Source organism: Flavobacterium columnare, from assembly GCF_014844295.1.
Classification (GTDB): domain Bacteria; phylum Bacteroidota; class Bacteroidia; order Flavobacteriales; family Flavobacteriaceae; genus Flavobacterium; species Flavobacterium columnare.
The window spans coordinates 1,961,642-1,982,443 of the sequence record NZ_CP054494.1 but is presented as its reverse complement, the minus strand read 5'-3'; the positions used below and the strand labels follow the sequence as shown (position 1 = coordinate 1,982,443).

The window sequence follows — 20,802 nt, the reverse complement described above, 5'->3', positions numbered from 1 at the left end:
TACTTTAAAAACAAGTTTTTTTGGGGTATAAATAAAAAAAGGCACTTGAAAAACAAGTGCCTTAAAATTATATAAAATTCAGGACTATACTACTCCTTGTGCTAACATAGCATCTGCTACTTTTACGAAACCAGCAATATTTGCACCTTTTACATAGTCTACAAAACCAGATTCATCTTTGCCATAAGTAACACACGCTTCATGAATATCACTCATAATACGTTGTAATCTTTGGTCTACTTCTTCTCTAGTCCAGCTTAAACGTAAAGAGTTTTGTGACATTTCAAGACCTGAAGTAGCTACACCACCTGCATTAGAAGCTTTTCCTGGAGCGAATAAAATTTTGTTTTTGATAAAAATTTCAACAGCTTCTGGGGTAGAAGGCATATTAGCTCCTTCAGCCACACAGATACATCCGTTATTTACTAATAACTGAGCCTCTTCTCCATTTAATTCGTTTTGAGTTGCACATGGCAATGCAATATCACATTTTACTTCCCAAGGACGTTTTCCTTCTACAAATTTAGCGTTTGGATACTTAGCTACATATTCATTAATTCTAGCGTATCTTACATTTTTAATTTCCATGATGTAAGCTAATTTGTCTGCATCGATACCATCAGCATCATAGATATATCCAGAAGAGTCAGAAGCTGTAACTACTTTAGCTCCTAATTGAGTAGCTTTTTCGATAGCATACTGAGCCACATTACCTGATCCAGAAACGACCACTGTTTTACCTTCAAAGCTTTCACCTTTTGTAGCTAACATATTTTGAGCAAAATATACATCGCCATAACCTGTAGCTTCAGGACGAATTAATGAACCTCCAAAAGTAATTCCTTTTCCTGTTAATACTCCTGTGAATTCGTTACGTAATTTTTTGTATTGACCGTACATATAGCCTACCTCACGACCTCCAACACCAATATCTCCAGCTGGAACATCTGTATCAGCACCAATATGACGTGATAATTCAGTCATGAATGCTTGACAAAAACGCATAATTTCGTTATCTGATTTTCCTTTAGGATCAAAGTTTGAACCTCCTTTTCCTCCACCCATTGGTAAAGTAGTTAAAGAGTTTTTGAAAACTTGTTCGAAAGCTAAGAATTTTAAAATACTTAAGTTTACAGAAGGATGGAAACGCAATCCTCCTTTGTATGGTCCGATAGCCGAATTCATTTGAATACGATATCCTTTATTAACTTGTGTTTGACCTTTATCATCTACCCACGCTACTCGGAACATAATTACGCGTTCTGGCTCTACCATACGCTCTAATAGTGTTTTTCCTTGGTACTTAGGGTTTGATTCAATAAAAGGTATAACTGTTTCTGCAACCTCTCTTACAGCTTGTAAGAATTCGGGTTCGTTTGGATTGTTTTTTGCAACTGCTTCAACAAAAGCTTCGATACTTTGCGACATAATTTTATTCTTTTATTTTCGTTTTAATATAAAAAAACGTTTTTCTGTTTGGTGAGCAAATATACATTTATCTGAATAATTTACATAGTAAAAATTTAATAAACTTCAAGCTTTTTTTTTAATATTTTCAGTAATTTATCTAGAAAGTGGATGATGTTTTTATATATTTGTCTAATCAAGTTAAAAATAAGTCTATGCAAAAAATATATCGTTTTGTTTTATTTTTTCTTTTAGGAATGAACTCTAATCTATTTGCTCAGTCTGGTTTTTCCAGTGAGCTAGGATTGGTGGTAGGACCTGTTGCCTTTCAATCAGATTATGGGGAACGCAATAATTTAGAAACAGACGCTGGAAATACAGGAATAGGGATTGGACTTGCATACTATTTAAATTTTGCCTACCGCTCGGATTGTAATTGTTACACACAAGACACCTACTTTAATGACCACTTTAAAGTAAGAGCCGAGTTATCATACAATAAGACCAAACTAAATCATTTTGGTAAATTAGCAGATAAGACTTCTATTGGTGGTAAACAATTAAATGCAATGGAAGGTTCTTCTTCAATAACCAACATTGGAGCGCAATTAGAATATTACCCCTTAAGCATTCGTGATTTTTCGGCTTATACTGGAAGTTTTGCACCATACATCAGTTTGGGTGCTCAGTATAGCTTTTTCAATCCTCAAGTCAAAACTTCTTATGGAGACGGAGTTCTTTTAAATCAGAACAATATTTTTCCAAAATATTGGAGCCCTTCTGACGGAAAACCTCACGGTTTTTCTAATGATTCTGGAAGTACTTGGTCTATTGTAGGAAGTGTGGGTTCTAGATATAAATTAAATTTAATGTCTGATTTAATAATTGACTTACGTTGGCAATATTTTAATTCAAACTGGGTAGACGGTTTGAACCCAAACCAAAAATTATATCCTGAAAACAAAGCCAATGATTGGTTGGTTTGGTTAAACTTTGGATATGTCTATTATTTAAATTAATAATAATTTGAGAAGCCTAAAAAAAGCCCTTAAAGGGCTTTTTTTAGGCTAATGCTTGTTGCAAATCTTCTATCAAATCTTGAATATCTTCAACACCCACACTCAAACGTACTAAATCGTCTGATATACCTATTTCTTTTCTTTTATCTTCTGGTATTGAAGCGTGTGTCATGAGAGCTGGATGATTGGCCAATGATTCTACACCTCCTAAAGATTCTGCCAAAGTAAACACTTTTAATTTCTTTAAGAAATCAACAGCATCTTGCTTAGCGCCTGATTTGAATGTAAAAGTTACCATTCCTCCAAAGCCTCCTATCATTTGTTTTTTTGCTACTTCATGAAAAGGATGGCTTTCTAAACCTGGATAATATACTTTTTCAACTTTGGGATGATTTACTAAAAATTCAGCAACTTTAACCCCATTTTCACAGTGACGTTGAACGCGCAAATGCAATGTTTTAATTCCTCTTAAAACTAAAAATGAATCATTGGGGCCTAAAGTAGCTCCTGTAGCAAATTGTTGAAAATGCAATTGGTTTCCTAACGCTTCATCTTTTACGATCAAAGCTCCAGCAATTACATCAGAATGCCCTCCTAGATATTTAGTAGCTGAATGCATTACGATATCCGCTCCTAAATCGAGTGGCTTTTGCAAATAAGGTGTTGCAAATGTATTATCAACAGCAAAAAGAATATTAGAATACTTTTTAATTATACCTGCAACAGCCTTAATATCAGCTAATTTCATTAATGGATTAGTAGGCGTTTCTACCCAAACTAAACGAGTGTTTTCATTAATTAATGATTCGAATTTTGGTAGATCATTCATATCTACAAAATGAAACTTGATACCTGACTCTTTATAAATACGGGTAAACATACGATAGGTTCCACCGTATAAATCATCCATAGCAATTACTTCATCTCCTGCTTTTAACCCTCTTAAAACACAGTCAGTAGCTGCTAAACCAGAAGAAAAAGCTAATCCACGTGTTCCGTTTTCTATACTTGCCAAAGCATTTTCTAAGGCTGTACGAGTAGGATTTGCTGCTCTACTGTATTCATATCCGTTATTTGGAACACCTGGATCATGTTGTGCAAAAGTAGAGCTATTATAAACAGGAGGCATAACAGCCCCTGTACTGGGGTCATGTTGTTGACCACCATGTATGGTTTTTGTATTAAATTTCATATATTTAAATTTTATTTTCAGAATAACATCGTATCGTCTTTTATCATTGGTATTTACATAAGCCAACTGCTAGTTTGCGGCAATTTTATCATTTTAGTTTAAAATCAAAAACAAACCGTTTTGTCTGAACAAAAATAATTAATTAAACACTTGTGCACCATTTTTTATAAAGGTTTCTTTTTCTGCAATTCTTTTATTTTATTTATGGAACTGATAAGCAAGCATTACAAACAAATCTTTTAAATACTTCTAAATATCTGAATCCTCTTTCTGAATATCGTCCCATATTTTAGCTTTATGCAAACAGACTTATTTTGGGATAAAACCGTGTGAAGTACAACAACATAATTAGGTTCTAGAACAACGAGAAACTCAAGTCTAATTTAAATGAAATGAGCCCGATAAAATACCGAGCCCATTATCATCAAAATTAAGTTTAAATTTGTCTAAAATTTTGAAACGGTTTATTTTTCGACAATTCTTTAAACATAGTTTGTAAAATCTTACAAATCAAATTTAATCCCTTGTGCTAAAGGCAAATCTGTTGTATAATTAATTGTATTTGTTTGTCTTCTCATGTACACTTTCCAAGCATCAGATCCAGACTCACGGCCGCCACCTGTTTCCTTTTCACCACCAAATGCACCACCAATTTCTGCTCCTGATGTACCGATGTTTACGTTAGCAATACCACAATCAGAACCTGCATGTGATAAGAACGCTTCTGCTTCGCGTAAATTATTTGTCATAATAGCTGATGATAAACCTTGCGCTACACCGTTTTGAATTTCAATAGCATTCATTACGTCTCCCGTGTATTTTAATAAATACAATACAGGCGCGAACGTTTCGTGTTGAACAATTTCGAAATGATTTTGAGCTTCGGCAATTGCTGGTTTTACATAACAACCGCTTTCGTATCCTTCGCCTGTTAATACACCACCAGGAACGATAACATTTCCTCCTTCTGCTACCACTTTTTCTAAGGCTTTATTATATGCTTCAACAGCATCTGTATCAATAAGTGGCCCTACATGGTTGTTTTGATCTAATGGATTCCCTATTCTTAACTGACCATAAGCTGCTACGATAGCATCTTTTACCTTATCATAAATATCCTCATGAATAATCAATCTACGAGTAGAAGTACATCTTTGGCCTGCTGTTCCTACAGCTCCAAAAACAGCTCCGATTACGGTCATTTTAATATCTGCATCTGGAGTAACGATAATTGCGTTATTTCCTCCTAATTCTAATAATGAATTTCCTAAACGTGCGGCACAAGCTTGAGCTACTATTTTCCCCATACGAGTTGAACCTGTAGCAGATACTAAAGGAACTCTTTTATCATGTGTCATTAATTCACCCACTTTATAATCACCATTAATGATACAAGAAATACCTTCTGGTAAATTATTTTCTTTTAAAACTTCAGCGATGATATTTTGGCAAGCTATTGAACATAAAGGCGTTTTTTCAGATGGCTTCCATACACATACGTCTCCACAAATCCAAGCTAAAGCTGTATTCCAAGACCAAACCGCTACTGGAAAGTTAAACGCTGAAATAATCCCTACTACCCCTAGTGGATGGTATTGTTCATACATTCTGTGTCCAAAACGCTCAGAGTGCATTGTTAAACCATGTAATTGACGTGAAAGACCTACTGCAAAATCACAGATATCAATCATTTCTTGCACTTCTCCTAAACCTTCTTGATAAGATTTACCCATTTCATAAGAAACTAATTTACCAAGAGGTTCTTTATATTTTCTTAATTTTTCACCAAATTGACGAACAATTTCTCCTCGTTTAGGAGCGGGCATCATTTTAAAAGTTTTAAACGCGGTAGTAGCCGCTTCCATTACTTTTTCATAATCTTCTTTTGTAGAAGCTTGTACTTTTCCAATTAATTGACCATCTACAGGTGAATATGATTCAATGATTTCACCATTAGCAAACCAATTAGATCCAGTTGATGTTCCTAAATTGATTTCTTTTACGCCTAATTGTTCTAACGCTTCAACAATTCCAAATTGTTGAGCTACTGCTGATTGTGTTATTGTTGACATTGTAACTTTTTTATCAAGTTTTGTTAAAATCGAATGCAAATTTATGATTTATTATCTAAAAAATTGAGTCCGTAATTATTAATCTTCAACAAATCGAGGATCTGTTTTCATAACATGACCACAATTTGTACAGGTTCTTTTTTCTAGGGAAGAATAAAATTCTTTAAAGTGAGTAAGAAAATCTTTTTCAATATCATTTAAGCTAAAATATACCTCGTGTAGTTTTTGGTTACAGTTATCACAAAACCATAATAAACCATCTGTTCCTTGGGGTCTTTTACGTTCTATTACTAGACCTATAGAACCTTCTGTTCGATTAGGTGAATGGGGAATTTTAGCTGGATGTAAATACATATCTCCTGCGGTTAGTATGATTTCTTTTTTTTCACCTTTTTCTTGAATGTAAACTACTATTTCTCCTTCTATTTGGTAAAACAACTCTTCTGTTTCGTTATAATGATAGTCTTTACGAGCATTAGGCCCGCCCACTATCATTACAATATAATCACCTGAATCAACATACAGATTTTTATTAGCTACGGGTGGTTTTAAAAGATGACGATTCTCTTCTATCCACTTTTTTAAATTGAATGGTTGTTGCACTGACATTTTTTATGTAAAATTATGAATAAAAAAATCCCGTTTATTCGGGATTTTATTTTTTTAGAATTCTTTAACTAAGTATATATAAGAAGGAAAGTGATCTGAAAAACCAGGCCCTTCGCTGGTATTTCTAAGAGCATATCCTTTGTATTGTCCTGTTTGTTGGATCATAAATGATTTATTATAAACACCTGCTTTCCAATATTTCCATGTTGAATAATCATTATTATGAGGTAATAAGGCTTCTGTAAAAATAATTTGATCAAAAAAATCCCACGCATCACGATGTGCTAAGGTGCCAATTCCTTTTTTCAACATTTTTTCTGCTGGATTATACAATCCTTGTGGTTTTACTTCTTCTATTTCTCCTTTGGCTCCTAAAATTTCTTTAACACTCTTATTGAATGGCCCGTCATTTAAATCGCCCATTGTAAAGATTTTCGCATTGGGATTAACGGTTTGTAAGGAGTCTATTATTTTTCTGTTTAATGCCGCAGCAGCTTCACGCAATGGACTGCTTGCTTTTTCTCCTCCGCGGCGTGAAGGCCAGTGATTTACTATAAAACTCATTTCTTCGCCATCAAGAGTACCTGTCATCAAAATTTGGTCTCTTGTATAAATTCTTTTCGTTTTAACATCTACACTATTTTCATCAGTATCTCCTTCATTTTTATCCTTATCTTTTGCTTTACTATCTTGTTGATCTTCTGAAATAATCAAAGGATAATTTTGATAGCTACTTGGATTAAAATGTTTTTTTTGATATAAAAATCCACAATCAATACCGCGACGATCTGGGGAATCAAAATGCACAATTCCGTAATTTAAATTAATCAGTAAGGGATGTTTAATAAGATCTTCTAAAACACGACGGTTTTCAATTTCTGCCACTCCCAATACTACAGGTGCATTTGTTTGCTTATCACTTGTACCTAGCTGTGAAATAACACGAGCTAAATTATCTATTTTTTTTGCGTAATTTTCAGGAGAGTAAACAAAGTCTTCGTCATTCGTATTAGGGTCATTTACAGTATCAAAGAAGTTCTCTAAGTTGTAAAATGCTATTGTATTAATAGCTACTCTTTTTGTCTGTGCAACGCCATCAATCGCTAATATCATAAAAAACAGACAAGTAATTTTAGTAAATTTCATACTTTTATATTAAAAAATCATTAAAACACAGAATATTTTCGGCATCAAAAGTAAATAATTATATCAAATGTCATACATTTGTTACCCTATTTTTAACGATTTAAATATAGGAAAAGTAAATTAATTTTTAATTTTATTTATGAAAAAACTAGTTTTTAGTACTTTATTGGTACTACAGGCAGTTTTAGTTTTTGCACAACAACCAACAGGAGTTTCAGGAAAGGTTATTGACTATAAAACTAATAAGCCTCTACAGAATGTAGTAACTACTATTGAAAACACTAATTTATCACAGTTAACCAACTCAGATGGTAAATTTTCTGTTAAAGGTGTTCCAGTAGGTAAACAACTTTTAAAAGTTAAAGGAGATGGCTACAAAGAACAGCTTCTATCTTTAGAAATTATTGCTAATCAAGTTTTAGATTTAGGGGTAATTGTTCTTGAAGATGATTCTCAAAATCAAGAACAACAATTAAGTTTAGTTACTTTAACAGAAAATGATTTGAGTGATGACAACAGCGGTTCGGAAAGCACTTCAGGTCTTTTACAAGCCACAAGAGACACTTATCAACAAGCTGCTGCATTTAACTGGGGAGGGGCTCGTTTTAGAATTAGAGGATTAGATAACGAATACGGGAATACTATGATAAATGGTGTTTCTATGAATAAATTATTCGACGGTCGCCCGCAATGGAGCAACTGGGGTGGTCTTAACGATGCCACTAGAAATCAAGAATTCACTATGGGAAGCACCGCTTCCGACTATACATTTGGTAGTATATTAGGTACTCAAGAAATAAATACTAGAGCTTCTTTGTACAGACCTGGAACACGAGTTTCGTTTTCAGGAACTAACACTAACTATAACTGGAGAGCAATGGGTACTCATGCTTCTGGTCTAGACAGTAAAGGGTGGGCTTTTGTTGTATCTGCTAGTAGAAGATGGGCTCAAGAAGGACATTTTGAAGGAACGGATATGGCGGCCAATTCATTATTTGCAAGTGTTGAAAAAAGATTTGGTAAAAAACATGTTCTAAACTTCACTTCTATTTATGCTCAAAATAGAAGAGGCCGAACTTCTCCTAATACGAACGAGGTAACTGATATCAAAGGATATAAATACAATTCATATTGGGGTTGGCAAGAAGGAAAAAAACGCAATAGTAGAGACCGTATCATAAATGAGCCTATTATGATGTTAAATCATTACTGGAAATTTAACGACAAAACGAGATTAAATACTAATTTAGCATTTCAATCGGGTTCTATTGCCAATGCAAGACTAGAATATCCAGGGGGTAATAATCCTGATCCTACATACTACAAAAAGTTGCCAAGCACTTATCTAAACTTAACAAATGAAAATACGGGTGCATGGATTCCAGATTACGCAAGAGCTGCAAACGCTTTAGCAGATTTTAAAAACAATGGTCAAGTTAACTGGGACGAAATGTATTATGCTAATACAAACCCTAACAATGTAGCTGGAAAAGCCTATTACTTATTGACTGAGCAAAGAAACGACGACACACAAATCACGGCAAATTCTATATTAAATTCTCAAATTTCTGAAAATATAAGCATTAATGCGGGTGTAAATTTCAAAAAATTAAAATCACATCAATATGCTGTAGTAACAGATCTTTTAGGTGCAAAATACACAGAAAACTTTGACCCTTTTTATGTTTCAAAAGGAAATTTTGCTCAATTTGACTTAAATAATCCTAATCAAAAAATTTATCTTAATGATATTTTTGGATATAATTATAACTTAAGAGCTACTGTAGTTGACGCTTTTACACAATTTAAATTTAACTTTAAAAAAGCTGATTTTTATTTTTCTCAAACTTTCTCTAAATCTGAATACGAAAGAGAAGGATTATATAAAAATGGAAAATATGCTTCTAATTCATTCGGAAAAAGCGAACGTCCTACTTTTGAAAACTACGGACTAAAAGGAGGAATAACATTTAAATTATCTAGTCGTCATTTACTAGACTTTAATGGTGCTTTTTTAACTAAAGCTCCTAACTTAAGAAATACGTTTGCAAATGCACGTTACAACAACAATGTAACGATTGATCTTGCTAGTGAAAAAATAGTAAGTGCAGACGCTAGTTATATCATCCGTACCCCTAAATTTAAATCTAGAATTACAGGATTTTACAATACCGTATCAAACGCAACTAATGTGGCTTTCTTTTTTGGTGAGGGCGTTGCTGATGAAGATACAAATGATGGTAACGAAGATGCTTTTGTTAGTGAAATCGTTACGGGTATGAACAGAAAAAATATAGGTGGTGAATTAGGTGTAGAATACCAAATTACATCAACAATTAAAGCTTCGTTGGCTGGTTCATACGGTGAATATACTTATGATAATAATCCAACTCTCAGAGTTAATAATGATGCTGCCGCAACAGAATCTAACAACTATCCTATTGAAGATTTTGGAAAAACATATTTAAAAGGATATAGAGTTGGTGGTATGCCGCAAATAGCAGGTTCATTTGGTTTAGAATATCGCAATCCTAACTTTTGGTACATAGGTGCTAATTATAACTATTTTGATCAAACTTATGTTGGTGTTTCGAATATTTTAAGAACAAACAATTTCACTATTGATGATAAAACAGGTATTTCTTACGATGGTGTTAATGAAACTTCTGTAAGAAAAGCACTTCAACAAGAAAGATTACCTGCTTATTTCTTGTTAAACTTAAATGGAGGTAAATCTTGGAGAGCAAAAGGAGGAGTTACCTTTGGATTTTTTGCTACAGTTAATAACGTTCTTGACAAAGTATTTAAAACAGGTGGTTTTGAACAATCAAGAAAAGCAACATTCCCTTTACTAAACCAAGACTCACAAAGTGGTATCAGAACTTTTGGTTCAAAATACTTCTACGGTTATGGAAGAAATTTCTTTGTGAATTTATATGTTAATTTCTAAAAACACAACTATGAAAAAAATTTTAAATTCAATTATTATTTCAGTTATCGCTGCTGGATTATTCATAGCTTGTGATAAAGAAAAGGATTTTGACATTCCTGAAATTAAAATTGCTTATTTATTTGAAAACTTTGAAGCAACAACATCAGGTTCAGGATCTACAGAAATACCCATCAATATTAAAGGTTGGTCTAATTATAATCTAAGTACAACAGGAACTAGATTATGGAATAGTCGTTTAGCAGACTCTAATAAATATGCTGAATTTTCATCTTACTATTCTGCGGCTAATACAACAGATGAAGCCTGGTTGATCATTCCAAGTACCAAATTAGATTCTGAAAAAGAAACTTTTTTCTCTTTCGACACTAAAGTTAGATTTTGGACAGGTAGTAATTTGACGGTTTTGATTTCTGAAAATTACGACGGTACAAAAACAGGTATAAATACAGCTACTTGGACTCCTTTAAACGTTAAGTTACCTACCTCTACAGAAGTAGATAAATTCATTTCAAGTGGGATCCTTAACTTATCAGCTTATAAAGGCAAAAACATCCAAATTGCGTTTAAGTACGCAGGAAACAAAACAAACGGTTTAACTACCACTTATCAGTTAGACAATATTAAACTTTTTATGAACTAAGACGTTATGAAAAATATAAATATTAAAAGTTTTTTGGTTTATTCGTTTATACTATGTACAAGTATAGCCTGTGTAAATGAAAAGTTCGATACCCCTAGTACGAATAACCTTTGTGAAACTCTAACGGCTAATAAAAAAGTTACCGATTTTACAAGTCAAGCTCCTACCAATGGTTTTACAACTCATAAATCAGATGATATCATTGAGGCAATCGTTACTTCAAGCGATGAAGGAGGTACTTTTTATAAATCCATTTCATTCGAATCAGTTGATAACGGATCTGGCACTGTAGGGTTTAGTATACCCGTAGATCAAAGCAATTTACATACTGAATTTGAGCCTGGAAGGAAAGTTTATATAAAAATGAATGGCTTATCTTACACTAATAAAAACGCTTCTACAATAATAGGTGAAATTTTTAATAATGAAACACCTAATAATACCGCAGACGATCAGGTTGGAAGAATTTCTTTCGTTACCTATAAAAATATTATCAAAAAGTCATGCGAAAACGTAGGAGAGGAAAGAATTGTTAAAAAACCTTTATTTATCAATCAAATATTAAATGATTCCTATATCAATAAATTAATTGAATTAAAGGATGTTCAATTTTTAGATGCTTCGGTTGGTAAAAAATACTTCGACCCTACTCTTAACAATTTAGGTAGCGCAACAAATCATTTAATAACAGATTTAAATGGTAATAAAATTATTGTAAGAATTAGTGAGTTTGCAAAATTTGCTAGTAAAACCATTTCAAACAAAAATGGTAAAATTAGAGGTGTCTTAACAAAATTTGGTTCTGATTACCAATTTATACCACGCACAGAAAGAGACATTCAGTTAACTGAAGACAGAAAAGAAGTGGATTTAGCTCCTGCTTTAGGAGGTTCTGCTTTAACATATTCTGGATCTTTTACAGAAAATTTTGACACCTATACTGCTGGAAGTGTTACAACCGGAACAAAAGATTTTCCTAAATATATTAATGACCCTTTATTAGGATCTAAATATTGGTATGTAACTAGCTTTAGCAATAATAAATACATCGTTATGTCTGCTTTTAACTCTGCATCTAGCGGACAAGAACAAAATAATAAATCTTATTTTATTATTCCTGTAGACTTTACAGCAGCAAATAGTATGTCATTTAAAACACAGGATCGTTTTAATACAGGAAGTGTTTTAAAAGTTTACTATTCTACTAACTATGTTCCTTTTTCAAAAGTAAGTGATGCTTCTTTGACAGACATAACTTCTAATTTTACAATTGCTTCAGGTACTTTAACAGGCACAACGAAACCTTTCGTTAATAGTGGTGTATTTAATTTCCCCGTTAATGTAACAGGCAATGGTTATATCATTTTTGAATATTCAGGAGGATATAGTTTTAGTCCAGCTAAAACAACTACAATTCACATAGATGACATCGTAGTAAACTAAATAAAAATAAATTTATTATAAAACCCGATTCTCATGAATTGGGTTTTTTTATTTCTATCATTTTATTGCTTAATTTTGTACCTCAATTAAATACAATGTTAGAAAAAGAAAAACATATTTTTGAAAAGACTGTAATTGTAGGTATCGTAACACAAAGTCAAAACGAAGATAAACTAAATGAATATTTAGATGAATTGGAATTTTTGACCTTTACTGCTGGTGGTGAAGTAGTGAAACGTTTTACACAAAAAATGGATAAACCCAATCCAAAAACTTTTGTTGGAACAGGAAAGCTTGAACAAATCAATCTATACATTAAAGAAAACGATATCAAAACGGTTATTTTTGATGACGAACTTTCGCCCGCACAACAAAAAAATATTACACGTGAATTAGATTGTAAAGTATTAGATCGTACCAATCTTATTTTAGATATATTTGCTCAACGTGCCGAAACTTCGTACGCCCGCACACAGGTTGAATTAGCACAGTGCCAATATTTGCTTCCAAGACTAACAGGTATGTGGACACACTTAGAACGTCAACGAGGCGGTATTGGAATGCGTGGTCCTGGAGAAACAGAAATTGAAACCGACCGCCGTATTGTACGCGATCGCATTGCGTTATTAAAGGAAAAAATTAAAACCATAGACAAACAAATGGCTATTCAGCGTAGTAATAGAGGTGCTATGGTTCGCGTTGCCTTAGTTGGTTATACTAACGTAGGAAAATCTACTCTTATGAATGCCGTTGGAAAAAGTGAGGTATTTGTTGAAAACAAATTATTTGCAACTTTAGACACTACAGTAAGAAAAGTAGTAATCAAAAATTTACCCTTCCTCCTTTCAGATACAGTAGGATTTATTCGAAAATTACCTACTCAACTAGTCGAATCTTTTAAAAGTACACTAGATGAAGTCCGAGAAGCTGATCTCTTACTACATATAGTAGATATTTCACATCCTGAATTTGAAGACCATATAGAGTCGGTTAATCAAATTTTACAAGACATCAAGAGTTCAGATAAACCTACTATTATGGTATTTAACAAAATTGATTCTTACCAACATTTAACCATAGCAGAAGATGATTTGATTACTGAAAAAACAACCAAACACTACACTCTTGAAGATTGGAAAAACACTTGGATGAATCGTCTAGGCGAAAATCATGCTTTATTTATTTCAGCCACTGAAAAACATAATTTCGAAGAATTTAGAGAAAAAATTTACGAAGCTGTAAGACAAATTCACATTACACGCTTTCCTTATAATAATTTCTTATATCCTGATTATAAAGAAGCTGATGGAGAATAAAATAAACGAGAAAGCATCCGAAAAAGTAAAACAATTAGTTTATAACTTTTACGTACATAATAATCTTGTATTCTAAAGTATTTCAATCTTTAACCAACAAGAACAAACCAATTAAAGAAAACCACAAGATTTACTTTTTTGGATGCCCCCTCTTTTTATTGTCTTTTTCACAAAACTCTAGAAGCATTTGTTGTTTATTCTTTTTTCTTAAATTAACTCCTTCCCTTTTTCTAACAATCAAAACTTTGCACTTTACAACTTATAATTGTAACTTTGCGCTCTAATTTTCAATTCGTTTATGAACAAATTATTGATTGTAGGAACAGTAGCTTTTGATGCTATTGAAACCCCGTTTGGTAAAACTGATAAAATTTTAGGAGGAGCTGCTACCTTCATAGGTTTATCTGCTTCTAATTTTAATTTACAATCAGCCATCGTATCTGTTGTGGGAGAAGATTTCCCTCAAGAATACATTGACTTATTAAAATCTAGAAACATAGATGTAAGTGGCTTAGAGATTGTAAAAGGAGGTAAAACTTTTTTCTGGAGCGGAAAATACCATAATGACCTAAATTCTCGTGATACATTAGTAACTGAATTAAATGTATTGGCTGATTTTAAACCTGTAGTTCCTGAAAATTTCAAGAATACAGATGTAGTAATGTTAGGAAACTTACACCCATTAGTACAATCAAGTGTATTAGATCAATTAACAGAAAAGCCCAAATTAGTGGTTCTAGATACAATGAATTTCTGGATGGATTGTGCTTTAGAAGAGCTAAAAGCAGTTATGAAACGAGTGGATGTAATTACAATTAACGATGAAGAAGCACGTCAGTTGTCTGGCGAATATTCTTTAGTTAAAGCCGCTGCTAAAATCCACGAAATGGGTCCTAAATATGTGGTAATCAAAAAAGGGGAACACGGGGCGTTATTATTCAACGAAAAAGAAGTCTTTTTTGCCCCTGCATTACCTTTAGAAGAAGTATATGACCCAACAGGTGCTGGAGATACTTTTGCTGGAGGATTTTCTGGCTTCATTACACAAAGCGAAAATATTTCCTTCGAAAATATGAAATCCGCAATTATTCACGGATCCAATTTAGCTTCTTTCTGTGTGGAAAAATTTGGTACAGAACGAATGGTTCGCTTAACGAAAGAAGAAGCCCAAAACCGATTAAAACAGTTTAAAGCTTTAACACAGTTTGATATAGAATTATCATAAATTTACGCCTCGATTTTTCGGGGCTTTTTTAATTAAATTTCAAAAAAACCGATGCTTTTCGGTCGTAATTACACACAACAACAACACAATGAGCGATGCAATTAAACACGAGTGCGGCATAGCACTTCTAAGATTAAAAAAACCCTTAGAGTATTACAAAGAAAAGTACGGCTCTGCTTTTTATGGGGTTGAAAAAATGTACCTGCTTCTTGAAAAACAACACAATAGAGGTCAAGATGGTGCTGGTTTAGCTAGCATTAAACTAGATGTAACCCCAGGAGTACGCTATATTAGCAGAATACGCTCTAACCAAGCACAACCCATTCAAGACATTTTTGCACAAATTAATTCACGCATCAATCAAGAATTAGAATTACATCCTGAATACAAAAATAATATAGATTTATTAAAAGAAAACACTCCTTATATAGGAGAAGTCTTCCTTGGCCACGTTCGTTACGGAACATTTGGAAAAAATAGTATTGAAAACGTACACCCTTTCTTACGTCAAAACAACTGGATGAACCGTAACTTAATCGTTGCTGGCAACTTCAACATGACCAATGTAAAAGAATTATTTAGCGATTTAGTCCGTTTAGGACAACATCCTAAACAAATGACAGATACAGTAACCGTTATGGAAAAAATTGGCCATTTTCTTGATGATGAAGTAACCGATTTATACCAAAAATGCAAAGAAGAAGGCCTCACCAAACAAGAAGCAACACCTGTTATTGCTGAACGATTAGACGTAGGACGTATTTTACGAAGAGCTTCTAAGAATTGGGATGGTGGATACGCTATGGCGGGCTTAATTGGACATGGAGACGCATTTGTTACGCGCGATCCAGCAGGCATACGCCCAGCATTTTATTACCATGATGAAGAAATTGTTGTAGTAGCCTCTGAGCGTCCTGTCATTCAAACCGTTTTCAATGTGCCTTTTGAGTCTATACAGGAAATTACCCCTGGACATGCCATTATTATAAAGAAAAATGGTCTCGTTATTGATGAAAAAATAAGAGAAGCTACTCTAAAAAAAGCCTGCTCATTTGAACGCATTTATTTTTCTAGAGGAAGCGATGCTGAAATTTATCAAGAACGAAAAAATTTAGGCAAATTAATTCTTCCACATGTTTTAAAAGCCATTAAAAACGACACAGATAATACCGTTTTTTCATATATTCCTAATACAGCAGAAACTTCGTTCTTTGGAATGATAGAAGCAGCTAATGATTTCCTAAATCAACGTAAAATAGATACTATTTTACAATACAAAGAACAATTATCCCCTGATAAACTAAAAGAAATTTTAGATGTAAAAATTCGATCTGAAAAAATTGCAATAAAAGACGCAAAACTCAGAACCTTCATTACAAATGACGATTCTCGCGATGACATGGTTGCTCATGTATATGATGTAACGTATGGAGTTGTGAAAAAATCTGATAATCTTGTTATTATTGATGATAGCATTGTAAGAGGGACTACTCTAAAAAAGAGTATTATTAAAATGATGGATCGATTAAATCCAAAAAAAATTATTATAGTATCTTCTGCTCCACAAATTCGTTATCCAGATTGCTATGGTATTGATATGGCTAAACTCGAAACATTAATAGCTTTTCAAGCTATGTTAGAATTATTAAAAGAAAACAACAAATACCATCTAGTAGACGAAGTTTACACAAAATGCAAGGCACAAGAGCACAAACAAGACTCTGAAGTTATAAATCATGTAAATGAATTATATGCTGAATTTACAGATGAACAAATTTCAGACAAAATTGCAGAAATGCTAAAAGAACCTAGTATAAATGCAGAAATAAAAATCATCTTTCAATCTGTTGAAAATTTACACAAAGCTTGTCCAAAAAATTTAGGCGACTGGTATTTTACGGGTCATTACCCTACAGATGGAGGAAATCGTGTTGTAAACAGAGCTTTTATGAATTTCTATGAAGGAAAAGATATGAGAGCGTATTAAAAGAATGTATTTCATCGGTTTTTTAAACACTTTGACGATTTTATTTTAATATAAGCTATACTCTACATAGCTTTGCACCACCATTACAATAAGTAGGTTAAGTTTATGGTAGATTTGGGGCAAAAAAGACAGAACTAAGTTCTGTCTTTTTTATTTTTAATACTTCTATCCCTACTTAAGAAAACAGTTATCCTTTTAGCAATCAATTAGATACCCAATTAATAGTTCCTCTCTTTTAACGATTATTTATCCCTTTTAACGATTATTTTTGGAAAACATACCCCTCTACACTAGATTTGGACTACCATTACAATAAGTAGGTTAAGTTATGGTAGATTTGGGGCAAAAAAGACAGAGCTACGTTCTGTCTTTTTTATTTTTAATACTTCTATCCCTACTTAAAAAAAACAATTATCCTTTTAGCAATCAATTAGATACCCAATTAATAGTTCCTCTCTTTTAACGATTATTTATCCCTTTTAACGATTATTTTTGGAAAACACACCCCTCTACACTAGATTTGAACTACCATTACAATAAGTAGGTTAAGTTATGGTAGATTTGGGGCAAAAAAGACAGAGCTACGTTCTGTCTTTTTTATTTTTACACCTCTATCCCTAGTTAAAAAAACAATTATCCTTTTAGTAATCAATTAGATACCCAATTAAAAATTCCTCTCTTTAACGATTATTTATCCCTTTTAACGATTATTTTTGGAAAACACACCCCTCTACACTAGATTTGAACTACCATTACAATAAGTAGGTTAAGTTATGGTAGATTTGGGGCAAAAAAGACAGAGCTACGTTCTGTCTTTTTTATTTTTACACCTCTATCCCTAGTTAAAAAACAATTATCCTTTTAGCAATCAATTAGATACCCAATTAATAACTCCTCTCTTTTAACGATTATTTATCCCTTTTAACGATTATTTTTGGAAAACATACCCCTCTACACTAGATTTGAACTACCATTACAATAAGTAGGTTAAGTTATGGTAGATTTGGGGCAAAAAAGACAGAGCTACGTTCTGTCTTTTTTATTTTTAATACTTCTATCCCTACTTAAAAAAAACAATTATCCTTTTAGTAATCAATTAGATACCCAATTAATAATTCCTCTCTTTTAACGATTATTTATCCCTTTTAACGATTATTTTTGGAAAACATACCCCTCTACACTAGATTTGAACTACCATTACAATAAGTAGGTTAAGTTATGGTAGATTTGGGGCAAAATGGGTGGAGAATTTCTCTACCTTTTTTTTATTAAAAAAGTCATTTACGCGAAAAAGGTATCTTAACGAGAATTTTATTTTCCATTAGATTCAAAGTGAACTGACAAAGACTGTCTGTTTTACTTTTCAAATTCAGAAACTTATCCAAATCTTAGTCATTTAACCACACAGTGTATCAATCAATTCTTAGTCAAAATAACACATTTTAAGTCGTGTTGTATTACTTCTTCTAAAAACTTCCATGATCACTTGATTTTTATTGAGATTTCTTCTTTCACAACTATGTCTGACGCGAATTTTGGATTAACACCTAATTACTCATTAGAAATTTATTACGGATAAAAATGTTTTTTAATCTAAACAAAGTAGTTATACCATTTAAACTTAAAATATACTGGATTTAAAAGTAAAGTTCTCGATACGTTTTTTTTATTTTAAAAACAACTCGAACAGACGGTTGAGTATATAATTGGAATCATCGTTCGTTCGAGCGCGAAGCGCATTGAGAACCAACACTAATTTTTGTTGCTTTTATAGATGTCCTATTTTTAAAAAGAAAATTCAAAGTTTAAACGATACAACAAATAATCTGGATTCAACCATAAAAAAAGAGGTTAAGCCTTACTCTATTTTTTGGGGCAACCTCTTAAAACCAAAAATTAAAAATGCTAAGTTTATCTATATATTTGGTTTTCTCGTTTTATATCGGCCATTTCTCCTTTAGCATCAATCACTATTGCTTTTATGTTTTGTTTCAAAGATGGTATGGTAAAATCATACGTTGGATAAGCCCAATCCCAGCTTTCTAAATCATTTCTTTTTAAATTAGATTCATTGGGTTTTGACCAACGCATGGCTGTTTGAGGTATATAATAGAGCTCTTGCGTTCCATTTTCGTAAGAAACAGTTATTTCAATCGGCATAGGTGTTCTCCCCAAACGTTCTAGGGTAACTTTTGTTGCCTGTTTTTCTTCAACTACTTCTTTTATTGCGTAATCAATAGTATTTGTTGTTTTAGTCCATTCTGTTAGGTACCAATCTAAATTGGCTCCTGTTATTTTTTCAGCTGTATGGATAATATCTGTTGGAGTTGGATGCGTAAATTTAAAATCGGCATAATAGCGTTTTAAAATTTTAATTAAATTTTCTTTTCCAACAAGGTATTCTAGTTGGGTTAAAAACAAGTTACCTTTGCTATAAGCCTGAATGCTATACGGTCTATTTTCATCATAATGATCTGCGTGAGTAGTTTGTGGTTGTTCTTTTCCTGATTTAACTAATGAAAAATATGCTTTATAGGAATCTTCATGAGGGTTTTGTAGTTTTTTATCTGCTATTTCATTTAACCCATAATTTTCTAACCAAGTGGTAAACCCCTCGTCCATCCAACTATATTTACTTTCGTTTGTTGCTAAAATATGTTGAAACCAAGAATGTGCCATTTCGTGAGCGGTAACCCCAATTAGACCTTCTTGGGTTCCTTCTCCTAAAATTAAGGTACACATTGCATATTCCATACCTCCATCTCCACCTTGTATAACAGAATATTGTTTATAAGGATATGAGCCAACTGTTTTATTGTATATATCCATTAACTGAGAAGTTTTAGGTTGTAAATTTTTCCAATTTTGAATAATTTCGGGTTTATTTTGATATAAAAAGTGTAGTGTAACACCATCAGGACGTATTAACTTATCATGAAGATATTCTTTATCTGCAGCCCAAGTAAAATCATGAACTTGAGGAGCTATAAAATGCCATGTTAGGGTTTTTGCTTTTTTAGGATATATTACTTTAAAACCATTTTCTTCATATCCTTTTCCAACTTCATTTGCATTTTGTAGATATCCGCTTCCTCCTAAGACATATTCTTTATCTATGGTAATTTTAACATCGAAATTACCCCATACGCCGTGAAATTCACGACCAATATAAGGGTCTGCTTGCCAACCATCTATGTCATATTCAGCCATTTTAGGATACCATTGTGACATAGAAAGTTCTATTCCTTCTTTGTTATTTCTACCACTTCTACGAATTTGAACAGGTACTTGTCCATCAAAATCCATTGTAAAGGTAGTGCTTGTTTTAGGCATAAGAGGTTTTGCCAAATTTACCTCTAAAATGGTACTTACACGTTTACTTATAACGGCTATACCGTCTTGCTTTAAATTATTTACATATAAATATCCTATTTCATTAGGTTTTAAAGCACTAATTCTACTTTCTTTTACTTCTTTACCCTCTACTTTTACTTTATTTACCATGCGTCCATCAGGATCTTTAATTGATTTTAAACGCGCATCCATGGGACTGTTAGGCTGAAAAGCATTGTTATACAAATGTATATATACTCTCTTTAAGGTGTCTGGAGAATTATTAGTATATAGCAATGTTTGTTTCCCTTTATATTGATAATTTTTCACATCCATATAAACTTCCATCTTATAATCTGCATGCTGTTGCCAATAACTGGGATTGGGATTTTTTTGCGCTAAAGCCAATAAAGGGAAAAAGAATAGTACGTATTTTTTCATATCTATTAAATAAAAAAGA

13 protein-coding genes are annotated in these 20,802 nt (G+C 32.7%); 7 read left to right on the top strand and 6 right to left on the bottom strand.

Annotated features, from left to right (window positions below):
- Positions 1 to 84: 84 nt before the first annotated feature.
- A complete protein-coding gene (gene gdhA, locus HUE53_RS08620) occupies positions 85 to 1,428 on the bottom strand; it encodes an NADP-specific glutamate dehydrogenase (RefSeq protein ID WP_014166676.1) in 1,344 nt (447 codons plus the stop codon).
- A gap of 194 nt (positions 1,429 to 1,622) precedes the next feature.
- Here gdhA and HUE53_RS08615 point away from each other — a divergent pair, with 194 nt between their 5' ends.
- Entirely contained in the window at positions 1,623 to 2,426 is an 804-nt protein-coding gene (locus HUE53_RS08615) for a THC0290_0291 family protein (RefSeq protein WP_041253296.1), read from the top strand.
- Positions 2,427 to 2,469: 43 nt separating this feature from the next.
- On the opposite strand, the gene HUE53_RS08610 is transcribed toward HUE53_RS08615, so the two are convergent.
- The 4 genes from HUE53_RS08610 to HUE53_RS08595 all read right to left on the bottom strand — a co-directional run bounded on the left by HUE53_RS08610 (position 2,470) and on the right by HUE53_RS08595 (position 7,445).
- Complete coding sequence (locus HUE53_RS08610; protein WP_192188421.1) at positions 2,470 to 3,618, bottom strand: cystathionine gamma-synthase; 1,149 nt, start codon at positions 3,616 to 3,618, stop codon at positions 2,470 to 2,472.
- Positions 3,619 to 4,121: 503 nt separating this feature from the next.
- Positions 4,122 to 5,690, bottom strand: coding sequence for an L-piperidine-6-carboxylate dehydrogenase (amaB, locus tag HUE53_RS08605; RefSeq protein ID WP_014166673.1), 1,569 nt, complete (start codon positions 5,688 to 5,690; stop codon positions 4,122 to 4,124).
- 78 nt (positions 5,691 to 5,768) lie between these two features.
- Positions 5,769 to 6,299, bottom strand: a complete 531-nt coding sequence (locus HUE53_RS08600) for a 3-hydroxyanthranilate 3,4-dioxygenase (RefSeq protein ID WP_014166672.1) — start codon at positions 6,297 to 6,299, stop codon at positions 5,769 to 5,771.
- A 54-nt stretch (positions 6,300 to 6,353) separates the two neighbouring features.
- Complete coding sequence (locus tag HUE53_RS08595) at positions 6,354 to 7,445, bottom strand: endonuclease/exonuclease/phosphatase family protein (RefSeq protein ID WP_014166671.1); 1,092 nt, start codon at positions 7,443 to 7,445, stop codon at positions 6,354 to 6,356.
- Positions 7,446 to 7,584: 139 nt separating this feature from the next.
- Between HUE53_RS08595 and HUE53_RS08590 the strand changes: the two genes are divergently transcribed.
- From HUE53_RS08590 to HUE53_RS08565, 6 genes are all read left to right on the top strand, one after another.
- Positions 7,585 to 10,395, top strand: a complete 2,811-nt coding sequence (locus HUE53_RS08590; protein ID WP_192188420.1) for a carboxypeptidase-like regulatory domain-containing protein — start codon at positions 7,585 to 7,587, stop codon at positions 10,393 to 10,395.
- Positions 10,396 to 10,405: 10 nt separating this feature from the next.
- Positions 10,406 to 11,038, top strand: coding sequence for a choice-of-anchor J domain-containing protein (locus tag HUE53_RS08585; RefSeq protein WP_158308451.1), 633 nt, complete (start codon positions 10,406 to 10,408; stop codon positions 11,036 to 11,038).
- 6 nt (positions 11,039 to 11,044) lie between these two features.
- Entirely contained in the window at positions 11,045 to 12,481 is a 1,437-nt protein-coding gene (locus HUE53_RS08580) for a DUF5689 domain-containing protein (protein ID WP_192188419.1), read from the top strand.
- A gap of 95 nt (positions 12,482 to 12,576) precedes the next feature.
- Positions 12,577 to 13,797, top strand: a complete 1,221-nt coding sequence (gene hflX, locus HUE53_RS08575) for a GTPase HflX (RefSeq protein WP_014166667.1) — start codon at positions 12,577 to 12,579, stop codon at positions 13,795 to 13,797.
- A gap of 298 nt (positions 13,798 to 14,095) precedes the next feature.
- Positions 14,096 to 15,022, top strand: coding sequence for a PfkB family carbohydrate kinase (locus tag HUE53_RS08570; protein WP_107317396.1), 927 nt, complete (start codon positions 14,096 to 14,098; stop codon positions 15,020 to 15,022).
- 88 nt (positions 15,023 to 15,110) lie between these two features.
- Positions 15,111 to 17,009 (top strand): amidophosphoribosyltransferase, encoded by a 1,899-nt coding sequence (locus HUE53_RS08565; protein ID WP_065213822.1) that lies wholly within the window; start codon positions 15,111 to 15,113, stop codon positions 17,007 to 17,009.
- A gap of 1,911 nt (positions 17,010 to 18,920) precedes the next feature.
- Here HUE53_RS08565 and HUE53_RS08560 read toward each other — a convergent pair.
- Positions 18,921 to 20,783, bottom strand: coding sequence for a M1 family metallopeptidase (locus tag HUE53_RS08560; RefSeq protein WP_014166664.1), 1,863 nt, complete (start codon positions 20,781 to 20,783; stop codon positions 18,921 to 18,923).
- Between the last annotated feature and the right edge of the window lie 19 nt (positions 20,784 to 20,802).